Origin of the sequence: Glaciihabitans tibetensis (genome assembly GCF_003003265.1) — a bacterium.
GTDB lineage: Bacteria > Actinomycetota > Actinomycetes > Actinomycetales > Microbacteriaceae > Glaciihabitans > Glaciihabitans tibetensis.
The window spans coordinates 330928-346514 of sequence record NZ_PVTL01000005.1; the positions used below are offsets into that span (position 1 = coordinate 330928).

Here is a 15587-nt window from a genome sequence, read left to right on the forward strand (position 1 = left end):
CACATTGTGGATAGCATTTAGTCCTCTGGTGCCCCCATTTCGGGTGACCGGACGGGGGAGGGCACGTGGCGTTACGAGTGCGTGGGGAACGGCCGACCGTTCGCGTCCTCCGCGGCCGCGCGACGGTCGGCGTTGTCATACTTTTCACCGCTCTGCTTGCCTTGCTTCCGCTCGACCTCGCGAGCGCTGCGACTGGTGATGACGCGGACGTCTTCAGCCCCGAGTCCGGCGCCTACTTCGGGTCAACGCTCGACTGGAGCAGTGACGGCGCTGCCGACCAGGCCCAGCGACTGGGTGGCCCGAGCGCGGTCTATGCGCACGACGCGTTCCTGCCGCTGAGCGACGGCAGCATCTCCTACCTCTCCGGGTTTGCCACTCAGACTGCCGAGCAGGGGTCACTTCCCGCCATTTCCCTGGCCCCGGGGGTGGACCTTTCCGCGATCGATGACAACTTTGCCGACGAGGTCGCTTCCGACATCGCGACGGTGCTCGGCGACCCCGCCGATCCGGTCTACGTGTCGTTCGCCCCCGATATGAACTCGACCTGGCAGCCGTGGGGGCAGCAGCCCAGCGCCTACCGTGCCGCGTTCACGACGCTCGCGGACGCCATCCACCGGGAGCTTCCCGGGGCGATGATGGTGTGGTCGCCAACCTGGGGCGGCGGGTACCCATTCGCCGCCGCGAGTGCTGCAACCGGCGCCCGGCAGGAGCTCGACACCAACTTGGACGGCACGGTCGACGGCGGCGACGATCCGTATAGCCCCTACTATCCCGGCGATGCCGCCGTGGACTGGGTGGGTTTGTCGCTCTACCACGATGACAGCGACGGCGGCACGGCGGTGAACACGGTCCCGGCGCCCGGAGAATTGGCAGACCGGCTCGGCCCGATCGCGGGCACGGCGGGGACCGATCCCGCCGCGCAGTTCTACGCGCGCTACGCCGAGGGCGCGAACAAACCGATGATGCTCCGGACCGCCGCGCTCTACAGTCCAGCCGGCGGAGGACCCAGCGAGCTGGCCATCAAACGGGCCTGGTGGCAACAGGTCTTTGCTGCGGTCGGCGATGACCAATACGACCAGATCGACGTTGTGCTGTGGCAGGATTCGACCGCAACCCGGGGGGCGGTGGGCGAGTCCTTCATTGATTGGAGTGTGACCCTCAACTCGGTGACGCGGCCCGACTTCGTGAGCGATCTGACCGCCAGCGAGCTGCGTCTTGGGCCGGTCGTCGAGGCCGCCGCCGCTACAGGGGGCAGTACCGGCACAACCATCACCGGTCCCTGGGCTTGGCTCGTGGCGGCAGCGGTGGTACTCGCGGCCCTCGCTCTCACGCTGCGGGCTCGCTATTCGCGCAACCGGTTCCGCTGGGCCTACAGCGGACCCGGCAACCGCGACCTGCGCATCGACATGCTCCGGGGAATCGCAATCGTCTTTGTGATGGTGAACCACATCGGCCTCACCTCGATCTTCCAGAACGGCACCCAGGAGGCGATTGGGGTGGTCTCCGGCGCGGAACTCTTCGTTTTGTTCTCGGGCGCCGTAATCGGAATGGTCTACCGGCCCAAGGTTGTGGCCGGCGGAATCGGGGAGGTGGTGATTCGCTCGACGCGTCGCGCCTGGAAGTTGTACTACACCGCCGTCACCGTGGTGCTCATCGTCTTCGCCGCCAGCCGGCTGCCGTTCATCGACGCGGGCCGGGTCACCACGTTCACGGATCAGGGCTCGGGAGCTGCGGGAAGCTCCGCGTCCGGCCGGGTCTACAACCTCTACACCAACGCAGAACAGCTTCTCGGTTACCCGGTGAACCCCCAGATCGTCGTCGATGTGCTGTCGCTGAGGCTTGGCCCGTGGCAGTTCAACGTGATGGGTTTGTACGTGGTGCTGTTGCTGCTGTCTCCGCTCGTGTTGTGGGCGTTGTCCCGAGGGTGGTGGATGCCGGTGCTCGCGGTCAGCGGAAGCCTGTACGTTCTGGATGCCCTCACCCGGTTCCGGCTGCTCCCCTCCCAGTTTGAGGATTCTTTTCCGCTGCTGAGCTGGCAGCTGCTGTTCGTCCTCGGGATGGTGGGAGGGTACTTCCGGAGAGAGCTGGTGCGGTGGTTCCGCTCCCGCGCGGGTGCCGTGGTGCTGACCTCGGCCGTGCTTGTCGCGGTGGCCCTGATGCTGTTTTCCTGGAGCAACCCCTACCTGTCGTCGCCGCAGGACGTGCGGTTGTCGCTGATCTCCGACAACGCCTACCGGGGCATCTACGCCGCGTTCTTCGAGCGCACGTATGTCGAGCCGGGCAGGCTGCTGAACGTCGTGCTCGTCGTCGTCGCCGGCTATGCGTTGCTCAGCGCGTACTGGAAACCCATCGCTGCGGCCACCGCCTGGTTCTTCGTTCCGCTCGGGCAGGCCACGCTCTACGTCTTCATCATGCACATCTTTTTCGCGCTCATCGTCTCGAACGTTCCGGCGTTGCGGGAGGGCAGCGTGTGGCTGAACTCGATCGCCTACCTGGTGTTGCTCGCGGTGATGTGGGTCATGGTGAAAACGAAGTTCCTGTTCAGGATCGTGCCGCGATGACGAAGCACCGTGCAAGTAACCCGCCCCCCTCTCGACCTTGGTTAGGAATGCGCGTTATGACCAGAATGTTCCTGCTGAGGGTCGTCGTGTTGTTGACGCTGCTGCTCGGAGTGAACTATGTGGCCTGGCGGTGGGTCTTTTCGCTGAACTGGGACGCGTGGTGGATCGCCGTGCCGCTCGTGGCAGCAGAGACCTACAGCCTGATCGATGTCTGCCTGTTCGGCATGACGATGTGGCACGCCCGCACACGACCGCTGCCGCCTCCACCGCCCGAGGGCGCGACCGTCGACGTGTTCATCACCACCTACAACGAGCCCATCGACCTGGTGATGACCACCGCGCTCGCGGCCCAGCGCATCACCCACCCGCACACCACCTGGATACTCGACGACGGCGCACGGGCCGAGATGCGCGACGCCGCAGCCGCCGCGGGGCTGAGCTATCTCACCCGCGGCGAAGAATGGGACGATCGCCCTCGCCACGCCAAAGCGGGCAACATCAACAACGCCCTCATGGCGACAACGGGTGAATACCTGCTCATCCTCGACGCCGACCAGATCCCGCGGCCGACCATCCTCGACAACACCCTCGGCTACTTCACCGACGACCGGGTCGCGCTCGTACAGACCCCGCAGGTGTTCAGTAACGTCGCCACCGGCGACCCGCTCGGCAGCCAGGCGCCGCTGTTCTACGGTCCGATCCAGCAGGGTAAGGACGGCTGGAACGCAGCGTTCTTCTGCGGATCCAACGCGCTGCTGCGACGCGACGCCCTCATGCAGCTGGGCATCGTCGGGTACGTGCGGGAACTCGACCAGTCGATCGGTTCTGCACTGCGCAATGCTGCCCGGGCCGTGCAGAAGTCGCGCCGACATCCCGCCGCCCGAAATCCGGCGGTGCTCGCCGCGCTCGACGCCGTCGCCCTTGCCATCGCGGAGGCCCGGGAGCAACTTCGGGACCGGGCGCCGTTTGCCGAGGTGACCTACGAACTGCATCGCAGGGTCGACGAGGCGACCATGTCGATCGTTGCGGTCGACCTGGCGTCGATGGAGGAGGACCTGCGGGAGATTCGCGCGCTGGCCGCGGGGAGCGCCCTCGGCACCTCAATGGCCGAGCACCTCGCCGAGGTGAACTCGACCGTTGCCGTGCTCGCCACGCGGGACCTCTCTCCGCTCAACGCGCTCGAGGCGGTGCAGGCGGCCTTGCGCGCCATCGCGATCGATCGCCCGGACGAGGCCCAGCCGGTGATGCCCCTCGCCACCATCTCGGTGACGGAGGACATGGCGACCTCGATGCGCCTGCACGCGCTCGGTTGGAAGAGCGTCTACCACCATGAGCTGCTCGCCGACGGGCTCGCCCCAGAAGACGTGGGCACCATGTTGATTCAGCGGCTGCGGTGGGCGCAGGGCACGATGCAGGTGCTGCTGCGCGAAAACCCCCTCACCCAGTGGAAGATGGCGCTGCCGCAGCGGTTGATGTACTTCGCCACGATGTGGAGCTACTTCGCGGGCTACGCCGCGGTCGTTTACTTTGCCGCGCCGATCGTGTTCCTGATTCTTGGCATCCTGCCGGTGGACACGAACACCTTCGACTTCTTCGTCCGCTTCATCCCGTTCTTCGTCGTCAACCAGCTGCTTTTCCTGATAGCCGGGCGCGGGGTGCCCACCTGGCGGGGGCAGCAGTACAGCCTTGCCCTGTTCCCCGTGTGGATCAATGCGTGCACCACGGCCTTCCAGAACGTCGTTCTCGGCACCCCGCTCGGCTTCGCGGTCACTCCGAAAACCCGGCAGGCGACCGGGGCGCAGTGGGGGCTGATCAAGGCCCAGCTGGTCGTGATGGGGCTCCTGGTGATCGCGATCATCGTCGGAGTGCTGCGGATGGTGTTCAACGACGCCGAGCCAATCGGCACGAGCGTCAATATCGCCTGGGCCATCTACGACCTCGTTGTGCTGAGCGTTCTGCTCAAGGCAGCGACCTATCAGGGTTTCGAACCGAAGGAGAATCTAAGCTGATGGAATTTCACACTGAGCTGCTGCCGGAGGGCATCGTGGCGATCGCGGGGGAGGGCAGGCTGAACATGGTCTCGGCCCCCGAGCTGCGTGCCGTCGTGGAAAAGGAGATCGGCGCGGGCCACACCCGCGTGGTCGTTGACCTCAGCGAAATCGAGTTCATCGACTCGTCCGGCCTCGGGGCTCTCGTCGGCTGCCTGAAGGGCGCGCGCCAGGCCGGCGGCGACCTCCGCATCGCCGGCCCCAACAAACAGGTGACGATGGTGCTGCAGCTGTCCAACCTCGATCGGGTGCTCAAGTCCTACGGCACCGCTGGGGACGCCTATCGTGAGTGAACCCGCGCAAACTCTCGTCCTCCGGTCCCCGCGCGACAACGTGGACCTCGTCCACGGCTTTCTGGAGAGATTGTGGGTCGCTCACGCCGATATCGGCGAGCTCGACCGCATGGCCTTCGAGACCGCGTTGATTGAGCTGGTCTCCAACGTGATCGAGCACGCCGACACTGGTCACGGCGTCACCTGCGTGATCGGCGTGACGGTGAGCGCCACGACGCTGGTCGCGAACCTCAGCGACACCGCGGATGCCGGCGAGATCCAGGTCGTCGGACGCCTGATGCCGTCCGTGGCCGCGGAATCGGGGCGCGGAATCGCGCTCGTCCAGATGCTCGTCGACGACCTCCAGTACGAACGCGTCGGCGAAAAGAACCTCTGGAGCATGAGCCGGAACCGGGTCGAGTAGGCGCCGCGCCGTCGTCCCGGCTCAGAGCTCGACGACGTGGGTGGCGCGGTGGCTGGTCCCCTCGATCAGCCGCGCGTTGGTCTCGTCCGGCCCCAGCGCCCATGCCCGCGCGGCGTCGGGTGATTTGCCGAACCGCACGTGGCGGTCAATCAGGCGGGCGAGGCGGATGCCACGTTCCAACCTCACAAATATCGTCATGTTGAGCAGGGGAGCAACAGCGCCCCACCCGTCACTGTCCAGCAGAAGGTAGTTGCCCTCCACCACCACGATCGGAAACTCAGGACCAATGACGATGGCGCCCGGTACCGCCTCCTCGATCGTGCGGTCGAAGCCCGGCGCAGACACCGCATTTCCTGAATTACCGAAGGCCGAGGGCGACCGGAGAGCCGTCAGCGTGCTCACGAAACCGGCGACGTCGAAGGTGTCGGGTGCCCCCATGCGCGCGCGGCTCCCCAGTTTTACGAGCCGCTGCTGGGGCAGGTGGAACCCGTCCATCGGGAGCAGCGCCGCGCCGACGCGCGCGTCTGTCTTCGCGCCCTCCTCCGCGAGCCGCGTGACCACGTCCTCCGCAAGGGTGGACTTGCCCGCGCCGGGCGGCCCGACGATGCCGACGATGAGCCTCTGACCGGGCACGACCGCGGCGGCGATCACGGCGACCACCTCGTCGACAGACCGAAGTACGGTCACCGCGGCTGCCCCGGGGTGGCTTGCTCGGGTGCGATCAGCCCCAGGTCCGCAAGTGCGAACTCCACCCAGTCGCGGTACCCGTTCGCGCTCGGGTGGAAGCGGTCGCTGGCGAAGAAACCCTCCGTGTAGGGCGGGGGCGGCGGTGACATCACCACGCCGGGTTCGCCGGCCACCACGCGTCGCGCCGCAGCCTCAAGCGAACTGGAGTGCAGGTATAGCACCCACCGTAGCGGGTTCGGTAGCGCCTCGAAGCGAAAAAACGCGGGCAGGCTCGACACGAGGATCAGCGCATGTGGGCTCGCGGCGCGCAGTCGGCGGAGGATGACACGGATGTCGCGGGCGAAGGCACCACGCGAGCGGATCCCCAGCGCGTCGTTGGCCCCGATCGACAGGAACACGAGGTCGTACTCCTCCGCGCTCGCCGCATCGAGGTACCGCAGCACGACGTCCCGTGCCGTTGCCCCGTTCTCGCCGATAGCGTTCCACGTGGAACCTCGATGCCAGTGCCGCTGAAACGCCCGCGCCAGGTTGCCCGGCAACGCGGCATCCTGAGTCTGCGCCCCCACACCGGCAGCGGTCGAGTCGCCCAAAACGAGGATCCGCGCGGGGTCGGCGCCCTCGATCGAGCCAGACCAGGGCGGGTCGGCATCGGGCAGGCGTGGGATGTCCCGGCGCAGCGCCCGGGCCTGAACAACGAGCACCGGTGCCAGCAGAAGAGCGATGTGCCGGCTCAATCGGGGATCGACGGGCATGGCGTCTCCTTGTGGTGAGTGGTGCGTGGTGAGTGGTGAGTGGTGCGCGGTGAGTGGCGCGGTGTCGGCTTGCGGTGCCGGTTTGCGGTGCCGGTTCGGGCGATCACCGTGCGGCGACCCGTCAGCCAGATTAGCGGGGACTACCCTTTGGGCGGCCCTGTTCGGGCCAGGCGAAGGGAAGACCGATGGCACAGATCTGGACACTGCACGGCGATGGCAAGAATGTAGGCGCCAAGGAAATCGTTCAGCCCGAGGAGCGACTGAGCTGGCCCCGCACCATCGGCTTCGGCGCCCAGCACGTGGTCGCGATGTTCGGTGCAACCTTCCTGGTGCCGCTGATCACCGGCTTCCCGCCCGCGACCACCCTGCTCTTCTCCGGCATCGGCACGCTGCTCTTCCTGATCATCACCAAAAACCGGCTCCCCAGCTATCTCGGGTCGTCGTTCGCTTTCCTCGCTCCGATCGGTGCGGCCGTGGCATCCGGCGGTCAGGGAGTCGCCCTCGGTGGCGTCATCGTGGTGGGCGCCCTGCTCGCGATCGTCGGCGTTGTGGTGCACCTCGCAGGAACCCGCTGGATCGACCTCGCTCTGCCGCCCGTCGTCAGCGGCGCAATCGTCGCCCTGATCGGCTTCAACCTCGCGCCGGCCGCGAAGAACAACTTCGCCGCGTCGCCCCTGATCGCGGGCATCACGCTTCTCGCGATCATCCTCGCCGCCGTGCTGTTCAAGGGCCTGCTCGGCCGCCTCTCGATCGTGATCGGTGTTGTCGTCGGCTACATCGCCGCGGTTCTCGCCGGCCAGGTCGATTTCTCTGGCGTGGGGGATGCCGCGTGGGTCGGTCTTCCCGAATTCACTTCGCCCAGCTTCTCCACTGACAACCTCGGCGTCTACCTGATGTTCCTGCCGGTCGTGCTCGCGCTCATCGCCGAGAACGTGGGCCACATCAAGGGTGTCGGCCAGCTCACCGGCCGCAACCTCGACCCGCTGACCGGCCGCGCGCTGTTCGCCGACGGACTGGCCACGGTCATCTCCGGCATCGGCGGCGGCTCGCCGACCACCACCTACGGCGAAAACATCGGCGTCATGAGTGCCACCCGCGTCTTCTCGACCGCCGCCTATTGGGTCGCCGGCATCACCGCGATCCTGCTCGGGCTGTCGCCGAAGATCGGCGAGATCATCTACACGATCCCCGCGGGCGTGCTCGGCGGCGTGACCACCGCGCTCTACGGCCTGATCGGAATCATCGGCGTGCGCATCTGGGTCGAGAACAAGGTCGACTTCAGCAAGCCCAAGAACCAGCTCACGGCCGGCATCGCCCTGATCATGGGCATCGCCGATTTCACCCTGACAGCGGGGGATGTCGCGTTCACCGGCATCGTGCTCGGCACGGTCGCGGCCCTGGTCGTTTACCACCTCATGAACGGGCTCGGAAAGCTCCGCGGCACCGACGTGTAGCGGGCGGGTCCACCTGTCGATGACCAAATTCTGAAGTGACGAGATTTGTCGGAACGGGTTGTTGAAGTGACGAGATTTGTCGTAGTGACGGCGCCCGAGACGACGAATCTCGTCACCTCGAAAGCGGCACCGACGAATCTTGCCACGTCAGACCCCTGACGACTACGAGGCGGCGGTCACGCGGATCAGGTTTGCCCACGGGTCGTCGATCGTGACGGTCTGGCCGTCGTCACGGGTGCTGACGCCGAAGTGCTTCATCCGCTCCTGCAGCGCGCCGAGGTCGTCGGGCGACGGAACCACGATGTCGACCTGGCTGAGGCCGAGCGTGGCCTGGCGGCGGCCGGCGCCCTTACTGTTCCAGACGTTCATTGCCATGTGGTGGTGGTACTTGCCAGCGCTGACAAAGAGGGCCGAGCCGGGCATTTCGACGGTGGTCTCGAAGCCGAGGCGGTCGACGTAAAACTCGCGGGCGGTGGCGGTGTCGCCGACCGACAGGTGCACGTGGCCCACCACCGCGCTGCCATAGACGGGATTGTCGATGACTTCCTCGGTGAGGTTCTCCTGAAGGAACGCGTTCGGGTCGAGGTAGAGGGTGCCCATCTCGAGCACGCCGTGAGTCCAGCTCCAGGTGCTGCGGTCGCGGTCCCAGTACAGCTCGATGCCGTTGCCCTCCGGGTCGGTGAAATAGAACGCCTTGCTGACGAGGTGGTCGGCGCTGCCGGTGAAGGTTCCCGGGGAGTGGCGGGCGACCGAGTAGAGCGCTGCCGCGAGGGCGCGCTCGGAGTCGAAAAGAATCGCGGTGTGAAACAGGCCGGCCTGTCCGGGGGATGCCTGGCGTAACTGCGGCGAGTGCTCGAGGATAACCAGCGGGGTGGTGCCGCGACCCATCGTCGCGCGCCCGGGTCCCTCGTCGATCACGGCGAGGGTGACGGCGTCGCGGTAGTACGAGATCATCGCGTCAAGGTCGGCCACCAGGAGCGTCACCGGCCCCATCGCGGTGTCTGCGGCGAGAAGATTCTGGTCGATCGTCATGGTGGTGCCCTTTCCGGTTCCCTGCTTCCAGCTTAGTTGTAGCTTCAACTATTCGGAAGGGTTTCCGAAACGGGTCCCGGTCACTCCGGCCGGGACCCGTCTGCCCATCCACCGAGGGGCCGGGGCCACTCACAAAGTTCGGGTCAATGAAGTGGCGCCTAGTGGTTGTTCGGAGCTTCCGGCCGACGAGATTGGTGCGGGGCGCGGGGTGCCGCGAACAACCCGACACCGAGCGGACACTTGGCGATGCGACCCCTCATCGAGAGGGCAGTCCCGTCGCGTTTCTGCGAGAAAATGGTCGCTTACCGCCCGGTGGGTGGGCTAGCAGGAGGGCTCGCGCGGGTAACTGGCCGCTCGACGAGAGACAGCGACGACAAGTGTCCGCTCGGCGAGGCTGATCGTTCGGCGGGCAGCCCGAGCGAGGTCAGCCCGAGCGAGGTCAGCCCGAGCTGGGGCGGGCCGAGCTGGGCGGGCCGAGGAAGCCGGACCGGTCGCGCGCGGTAAAGCTAGCCCCGCGCGACCGCCTTCTCGAAGCAGAGCGAGTCGGCGGAATCCGCGTAGTGGCCGAACTTTGCGATGGGGTAGTACCCCTCCCGGGTGTAGAACCGCACGGCATCCGGCTGCATCACGCCCGTTTCCAGACGCAGGGTGAACCAGCCCCGGTCGAGTGCGGCTTCCTCGAGCGCCCGGACGACCGCGACCGACACCCCCGTGCCCCGGTGGGCGGTGGTGACGTACATCCGCTTGATCTCGGCGGACGAGGCATCCAACTGACGCAGCCCGCCGCAACCGACTGCAACGCCGGCGGCCGTGTACGCGACGAGGAATACCGCGATGTCGTCTCCGGTCGGCGCCGGGCCGGGTTCGGAGTCTGGTGTGCCGTAGCGTTCCGCGATCTCGACGCGCTGGGCCGCGCGCAGGGCGGTGGAATCCGGGTGGTCCCACGGGCGCGCAACCACGGCGGGTGGGGTGGCACGCAACGCGGTCGCGCTCACGCTCCGGTCAGCCGCTCGATCAGCTCGCGGTAGCGCAGCGCGGTCTGGGCCACGATCTCCTGGGGGAGCGTGGGCGGGATGCCCTCCATGTCCCAGTTGGTCTTCAGCCAGTTGCGCACGATCTGCTTGTCGAAGCTGGCGGTGCGGTCGCCGGTCGCGTAAAGCTCGGCATCCCAGTACCGGCTGCTGTCGGAGGTCAGTACCTCGTCACCGAGGGTGAGCACGCCGGCGTCATCCCCGAATTCGAATTTCGTGTCGGCCAGGATCACGCCGCGGGACTCGGCAATGGCTGAGGCAGTGGCGAAGATCGAGAGGGATGCTGCGCGCAGCGCCTCCGCGACATCCGCCCCCACAATTTCGACCGTGCGTTCAAACGAGATGTTTTCGTCATGCTCGCCCTGCGGAGCTTTCCACGCGGGGGTGAAGATCGGTTCGGGCAGCCGGTCGCCGTCGTTCAGGCCCGCGGGCAGCGCGACGCCGCAGATGCTCTGGCTGGCCTGGTACTCGATCCAGCCGCTTCCCGACAGGTAGCCGCGCACCACGCACTCGATCGGATACATGGTCAGGGTCTTGACGAGCATCGAGCGGTCTGCGACCGATGTGGGGACGAGGGCGGATGTCTCGGCCGCCGGTGCCAGGTGGTTCGACACTCCCGTCAGCTGGTCAAACCACCAGAGGCTGAGACTGGTGAGCAGCTCGCCCTTGTGAGGGATCGGCGGCTCGAGCAGGTGGTCGAAGGCGCTGACCCGGTCGCTCGCCACCATCAGCACGCGGTCGGGGTGTTCGGACGAGGTGTAGAGGTCGCGCACCTTGCCCGAGTAAGCGTGCTGCCAGCCGTTGCCGAGGGTGGTGCTGGTGCCAGTGCCAGTGCCAGTGCCAGTGCCGGTGCCGTCGTCCGACATCAGGCGACCCGAGCGGCGATGTCGGTGCGGAACTGGCCGCCCTCGAGCGAGATCAGGTCGAGTGCGCCATAGGCCTTGCTGCGGGCGTCGGCGAAGCTGTCGCCGAGGGCGACCACGCTGAGCACCCGTCCCCCAGTTGCGACGAAGTGACCGTCAGATTTCGCGGTTGCGGCGTGCGCGATCGTGACATCGGGAAGGGCCGTAGCCGCTTCAAGTCCCTCGATGCGGCGTCCGGTGATGGGATCCTCCGGGTAGCCCTCGCTCGCGAGTACCACGGTGACAGCCACGCGCGGCGAGAACTCCGGACGCGGCAGCACGCCGAGGCCGCCGGTCGCCGCGGCGTAGAGCAGGCCGCTCAGCGGGGTGACGAGCCGGGGGAGCACAACCTGCGTCTCGGGGTCGCCGAACCGCGCGTTGAATTCGATCACCCTCGTGCCGTGCGGGGTGATGATCAAGCCGCAGTACAGCAGCCCGATGAACGGCTTCTGCTCTGCGGCGAGCTGGCGGATCGTGGGCAGGGCGACGGAATCGATCACGTCGTCGACGAAGCCGTCCGGCAGCCACGGCAGGGGCGAGTACGCACCCATGCCGCCGGTGTTGGGGCCCTCGTCGTGGTCATAGGCACGCTTGTAATCCTGCGCGGGAGAGAGGGGAAGCACGGTGTGGCCGTCGCTGAGCAGAAACAGCGACACCTCCTGGCCGGAGAGGAACTCTTCAACGAGCACACTGCCGTGGTGCAACCAGTACTCGGCGTGGGCGAGCGCGGCGCTGCGGTCGGGCGTCACGAGCACACCCTTGCCCGCGGCGAGACCGTCGGCTTTCACGACGTACGGGGCGCCGTACTCGTCGATCGCGGTGGCGGCTTCTTCGAGGGTACCCACGCGAGCGGCACGGCCGGTCGGCACGCCCGCTTCGTCCATGATGCGCTTGGCAAAAGTCTTGCTGCCTTCGAGCGCGGCCGCCGCCTTGCTCGGCCCGAACACCGCGATGCCACGCGTGCGCAGCTTGTCGGCGACTCCCGCGACGAGCGGGGCCTCCGGGCCGATGATCACGAGCTCGATCTCGTTGTCGAGCGCGTACCCCGCGACGATGTCACCGTTGGTGGGATCCAGCGCGACAACGGGAACGTCGGCCGCGATGCCCGCATTTCCCGGGGCGGCCGTGATCTCGTGCCCCGCATTCTCGCTGAGGAGGGACGTGATGAGGGCATGCTCACGGGCACCGGAGCCGAGGACAAGGATTCGCACGTGCCTAGGCTACCGGGGAGCCACCGCGGCGGCCACCGGCTACCGTTGACGGATGGCGAAGGCAAAGATCACCGCAATTGTGGGCACCGCGAGCGTGCGACTCGCGCTCGCCGGCACCGCAGACCGCGACGCGACAGCGACGGCCGTGCGCTACCTGCTCCAGCTGCTCGCCGAAAAGGCCGAGGGCAACACGGTCGAGGTGCGGGTTCCCCCGTTTGGCGCGGTGCAGGCCATCGAGGGTCCGCGGCACACCCGCGGCACACCCCCAAACGTGGTTGAGATGGATGCCGCGACCTGGATCTCCCTGGCCACGGGCACCCTCCGCTGGTCCGACGCAATCGCGGACGGCCGCATCGCCGCGTCCGGGCAGCGCGCCGACCTCAGCGCGCACCTCCCCATCGCCCGCTACCCCGACTGAGGTCCGAGACACCTCGTTTGCCGCAGCCGCGCCACGCGACATCCGCTCAGCTGCTCGCCTTGCACCCAGCTGCCTCACTTGCACCCAGGTGCCTCACGTCTGCTATGGCGCCCCCTTTTCGCCCGGGCGCCTTAAGTTTGTTGCGGTGCCTCACGTCCGCCCAGCTGACTTACGTCTGTAGCGGTGCCTCACGTCCGCCCAGGTGCCTCACGTCTGCTGCGGTGCCTCACTTTCGCCGGGGGCCCCCAATTCGTCTCCGCTGGAATTCTGGGGTGTCACCATTTGTCACTAACCGAGCGCCGGAGGTGGTGACATTCGCTCAAGTGCCACGATGTGCCGGTGCCGGAATCTGACGTGGCATGATTTGTCCCTGCCCGAACCCGAAGTGTCGCGTTTCGTCGAAGCCCCTCGACTGAGGTGTCGCGTTTCGTCGAAGCCCCTGGACTGAGGTGTCGCGATTGGTCGAGAGCCAACGCTGACGTGTCGCGATTGGTCGAAAATTCGGAACGAGTTGCGACCTATTGCGACCCCTCATCGCGTGGCCTCTCTTCCGGAGCGCGAGGTGTCATGTTTTGGCCTTGGCAGTGGCCGTTCGGCGACCGTACCGAGCGGCGGGTGCGAGAATATTGGGGTGAGTGACACCAACGATCCGAATCGCGCGGGCGCGCCGCAGCCGCAGCCGCAGCAGAGCGAGGTGCGCATCCGTAGGGCGCCGAAGCTCCCCGCGTTCCTGATCGTCGGTGGCGGGCTCGGCGCGATCGTGACTTTCGTGCTCACTGCACTGTTTCCCGTCGACCCCGAGGTGGGGTTCTTCGCCCTGTTCGGCTATCTCGCCCTCTACGGGGTGACCGCCGGAGTCCTCCTCGGCGGTGTCATCGCGATCATCCTCGACCGTCGCGCGGACAAGCGCGCGACTACCGCTTCCGCGACGGTGGAATCCGCAACTACTTCCGGTTCGCCCGCGCCCGGTTCGCTCGATTTCGGCCAGCACCAGTCCGATCAGCCCGAGTCCGAACAGCCCGAGTTCGACCAGCCCGAGTCCGAACAGCGGCCCGAAGCCGACCCCCCGCGGCCGTAGGCACTTGGCCCGCAGGCATCCCGGCCCCGGATACCCACTTGCGGCCCCGGAAATGTCCGGTGCCGGGAACGGGTTTTCGGTGCCGCGGCGCCCGGCCGGGTCCGCCGCGAGCAGGTGTCCGGTGCCGGGAGCAAATGCCCGGTGCCGGGAACAAGGGCACACGCTCTAACTGGCCTGGTTGGACTCCACCCAGGCGAGGTATTCGGGCGTGACCGAACCCGTGACGTAGTCACCCGTAAAGCAGCTCATCTCGAGCGACGTGACATCCGACCCCTCAATGATCGCGGCTTCCATGTCGGCAACCTCCTGGTAAATCAGGTGGTCGGCGCCGAGTTCCGTGGCGATTTCGGGGATCTTGCGGTTGTGCGCAACGAGCTCCTGCCGGGTGGGCATGTTGATGCCGTACACGTGCGGGTAGCGCACGGGTGGGGCGGCGGAGGTGAAGGTGACCTTGTTGGCGCCGGCCTCGCGAGCCATCTGCACGATTTCCTTCGACGTCGTTCCGCGCACGATCGAGTCGTCGACGATCAGGATGTTCTTGCCCTTGAACTCGCTCGACATGGCGTTCAGCTTCTGCTTGACCGACTTCTTACGCTCGGCCTGGCCGGGCATGATGAAGGTACGGCCGACGTAGCGGTTCTTGTAGAACCCCTCGCGATATTCAATTCCGAGTTTGCGAGCGACCTGCATGGCGGCGGGGCGGGATGAATCGGGGATCGGCATCACCACGTCGATATCGCCCATCGGGGCATAGGTGGCGATGGTGTCAGCGAGGCGATCGCCCAGGCGCAGGCGAGCGTCGTAGACCGAGATGCCGTTCATGATCGAGTCGGGGCGCGCGAGGTAGACGTACTCGAACGAGCACGGGATCAGGCGCGGGTTTTTGGCGCACTGGCGCGAGGTCATTTCGCCGTCCATCGCGATGAACACGGCCTCGCCCGGGGCGATGTCGCGCACGACGTCGTAGCCGCCGGCCTCGAGCACGAGCGATTCGGAGGCGACAATCCACTCGTCGCCGACCAGGCCCTGCGAGCGGCGGCCGAGGATCAGCGGGCGGATTCCGAAGGGATCACGGAACGCGAGCAGGCCGTGGCCGGCGATCAGCGCGATCGCGGCGTAGGAGCCCTCGACCCGTTCGTGCAGGCTGGCGATCGCGTCGAAGGCCTGGTCGGGAGCGAAGTCGCTGCCCGTGAGCTGGTCCTGGAGTTCGTTCGCGAGCACGTTCACGAGCAGCTCGGTGTCGCTCGTGGTGTTCAGGTGACGGCGGTCAACGTGGAAGAGCTCCTGCGTCAGTTCACGGGTGTTGGTGAGGTTGCCGTTGTGCACGAGGATGATGCCGTACGGCGCGTTCACGTAGAACGGTTGGGCCTCTTGCTCGTTGCCCGCGGTGCCCTTGGTGGCGTAACGCACGTGTCCAAGCCCCATGGTTCCCAGAAGGGACCGCATGTCACGGGTGCGGTAAGCCTCGCGCACCTGACCCTTGGCCTTCTGGATATGGAAAGTGTCGCCTTCCGCGGTCGCGATGCCGGTGGAGTCCTGTCCTCGGTGCTGGAGGAGGGACAGGCTGTCGTAGACCTGCTGGTTGACGGGGAGGGATGAGACGATGCCCACAATGCCGCACATGCTGCCGGGGGGTTCCTGACGCTAGATGAGAACAAACCGGGGCAAGTCTACGGTCCTTCGTCGCGGCTTCGCTCGCGTGGGCCGTGCACCCAGC

Annotated in this window: 14 protein-coding genes; 7 read left to right on the top strand and 7 right to left on the bottom strand. The window is 66.8% G+C overall.

The window, feature by feature from the left end:
• Positions 1–65: 65 nt before the first annotated feature.
• Genes opgC through B0I08_RS11340 form a run of 4 tightly spaced genes read left to right on the top strand, consistent with a single transcriptional unit; the run spans position 66 to position 5305 of the window.
• Positions 66–2561 (top strand): OpgC domain-containing protein, encoded by a 2496-nt coding sequence (opgC, locus tag B0I08_RS11325; protein ID WP_245884760.1) that lies wholly within the window; start codon positions 66–68, stop codon positions 2559–2561.
• A gap of 56 nt (positions 2562–2617) precedes the next feature.
• On the top strand, positions 2618–4570 hold the full coding sequence (locus tag B0I08_RS11330) for a glycosyltransferase family 2 protein (protein ID WP_106212870.1): 1953 nt from the start codon (positions 2618–2620) through the stop codon (positions 4568–4570).
• The gene (locus B0I08_RS11335) at positions 4570–4902 is read left to right on the top strand and encodes an STAS domain-containing protein (RefSeq protein WP_106212872.1); all 333 of its coding nucleotides are present in this window, start codon (positions 4570–4572) and stop codon (positions 4900–4902) included. Before B0I08_RS11330 ends, B0I08_RS11335 begins: the two co-directional genes overlap by 1 nt.
• Entirely contained in the window at positions 4895–5305 is a 411-nt protein-coding gene (locus B0I08_RS11340; RefSeq protein ID WP_106212874.1) for an ATP-binding protein, read from the top strand. Before B0I08_RS11335 ends, B0I08_RS11340 begins: the two co-directional genes overlap by 8 nt.
• 21 nt (positions 5306–5326) lie before the next feature.
• On the opposite strand, the gene B0I08_RS11345 is transcribed toward B0I08_RS11340, so the two are convergent.
• A complete protein-coding gene (locus B0I08_RS11345) occupies positions 5327–5992 on the bottom strand; it encodes a nucleoside/nucleotide kinase family protein (RefSeq protein WP_219905650.1) in 666 nt (221 codons plus the stop codon).
• Complete coding sequence (locus tag B0I08_RS11350) at positions 5989–6744, bottom strand: SGNH/GDSL hydrolase family protein (protein ID WP_106212876.1); 756 nt, start codon at positions 6742–6744, stop codon at positions 5989–5991. Before B0I08_RS11350 ends, B0I08_RS11345 begins: the two co-directional genes overlap by 4 nt.
• A gap of 185 nt (positions 6745–6929) precedes the next feature.
• On the opposite strand from B0I08_RS11350, the gene B0I08_RS11355 reads away from it, so the two are divergent.
• Positions 6930–8198 (top strand): uracil-xanthine permease family protein, encoded by a 1269-nt coding sequence (locus B0I08_RS11355; protein ID WP_106212878.1) that lies wholly within the window; start codon positions 6930–6932, stop codon positions 8196–8198.
• A gap of 162 nt (positions 8199–8360) precedes the next feature.
• Here the strand turns inward: B0I08_RS11355 and B0I08_RS11360 are convergent, their stop codons facing one another.
• The 4 genes from B0I08_RS11360 to purD all read right to left on the bottom strand — a co-directional run bounded on the left by B0I08_RS11360 (position 8361) and on the right by purD (position 12374).
• Complete coding sequence (locus B0I08_RS11360) at positions 8361–9230, bottom strand: VOC family protein (RefSeq protein WP_106212879.1); 870 nt, start codon at positions 9228–9230, stop codon at positions 8361–8363.
• 506 nt (positions 9231–9736) lie between these two features.
• A complete protein-coding gene (locus B0I08_RS11365; protein WP_425432996.1) occupies positions 9737–10225 on the bottom strand; it encodes a GNAT family N-acetyltransferase in 489 nt (162 codons plus the stop codon).
• The gene (locus B0I08_RS11370) at positions 10222–11127 is read right to left on the bottom strand and encodes a phosphoribosylaminoimidazolesuccinocarboxamide synthase (protein ID WP_106212881.1); all 906 of its coding nucleotides are present in this window, start codon (positions 11125–11127) and stop codon (positions 10222–10224) included. Before B0I08_RS11370 ends, B0I08_RS11365 begins: the two co-directional genes overlap by 4 nt.
• Positions 11127–12374: a phosphoribosylamine--glycine ligase gene (purD, locus tag B0I08_RS11375; RefSeq protein ID WP_106212883.1), complete on the bottom strand. Its 1248-nt coding sequence runs from the start codon at positions 12372–12374 to the stop codon at positions 11127–11129. Before purD ends, B0I08_RS11370 begins: the two co-directional genes overlap by 1 nt.
• Before the next feature lie 52 nt (positions 12375–12426).
• Between purD and B0I08_RS11380 the strand changes: the two genes are divergently transcribed.
• Together B0I08_RS11380 and B0I08_RS11385 are read left to right on the top strand one after the other, a co-directional pair.
• A complete protein-coding gene (locus tag B0I08_RS11380; protein WP_106212885.1) occupies positions 12427–12792 on the top strand; it encodes a sterol carrier family protein in 366 nt (121 codons plus the stop codon).
• Between the two features lie 631 nt (positions 12793–13423).
• The gene (locus tag B0I08_RS11385; RefSeq protein WP_106212887.1) at positions 13424–13870 is read left to right on the top strand and encodes a hypothetical protein; all 447 of its coding nucleotides are present in this window, start codon (positions 13424–13426) and stop codon (positions 13868–13870) included.
• 165 nt (positions 13871–14035) lie between these two features.
• Here B0I08_RS11385 and purF read toward each other — a convergent pair whose 3' ends face one another.
• Positions 14036–15493, bottom strand: a complete 1458-nt coding sequence (gene purF / locus B0I08_RS11390) for an amidophosphoribosyltransferase (protein ID WP_106212889.1) — start codon at positions 15491–15493, stop codon at positions 14036–14038.
• Positions 15494–15587: the final 94 nt, after the last annotated feature.

Bases quoted from the DNA above. Each gene is read 5' to 3' on its own strand.
- B0I08_RS11380 (WP_106212885.1), top strand. From the start codon at position 12,427: ATGGCGAAGGCAAAGATCACCGCAATTGTGGGCACCGCGAGCGTGCGA.
- B0I08_RS11360 (WP_106212879.1), bottom strand. From the start codon at position 9,230: ATGACGATCGACCAGAATCTTCTCGCCGCAGACACCGCGATGGGGCCG.
- B0I08_RS11370 (WP_106212881.1), bottom strand. From the start codon at position 11,127: ATGTCGGACGACGGCACCGGCACTGGCACTGGCACTGGCACTGGCACC.
- B0I08_RS11355 (WP_106212878.1), top strand. From the start codon at position 6,930: ATGGCACAGATCTGGACACTGCACGGCGATGGCAAGAATGTAGGCGCC.
- purF (WP_106212889.1), bottom strand. From the start codon at position 15,493: ATGTGCGGCATTGTGGGCATCGTCTCATCCCTCCCCGTCAACCAGCAG.
- B0I08_RS11330 (WP_106212870.1), top strand. From the start codon at position 2,618: ATGACCAGAATGTTCCTGCTGAGGGTCGTCGTGTTGTTGACGCTGCTG.
- B0I08_RS11350 (WP_106212876.1), bottom strand. From the start codon at position 6,744: ATGCCCGTCGATCCCCGATTGAGCCGGCACATCGCTCTTCTGCTGGCA.
- B0I08_RS11335 (WP_106212872.1), top strand. From the start codon at position 4,570: ATGGAATTTCACACTGAGCTGCTGCCGGAGGGCATCGTGGCGATCGCG.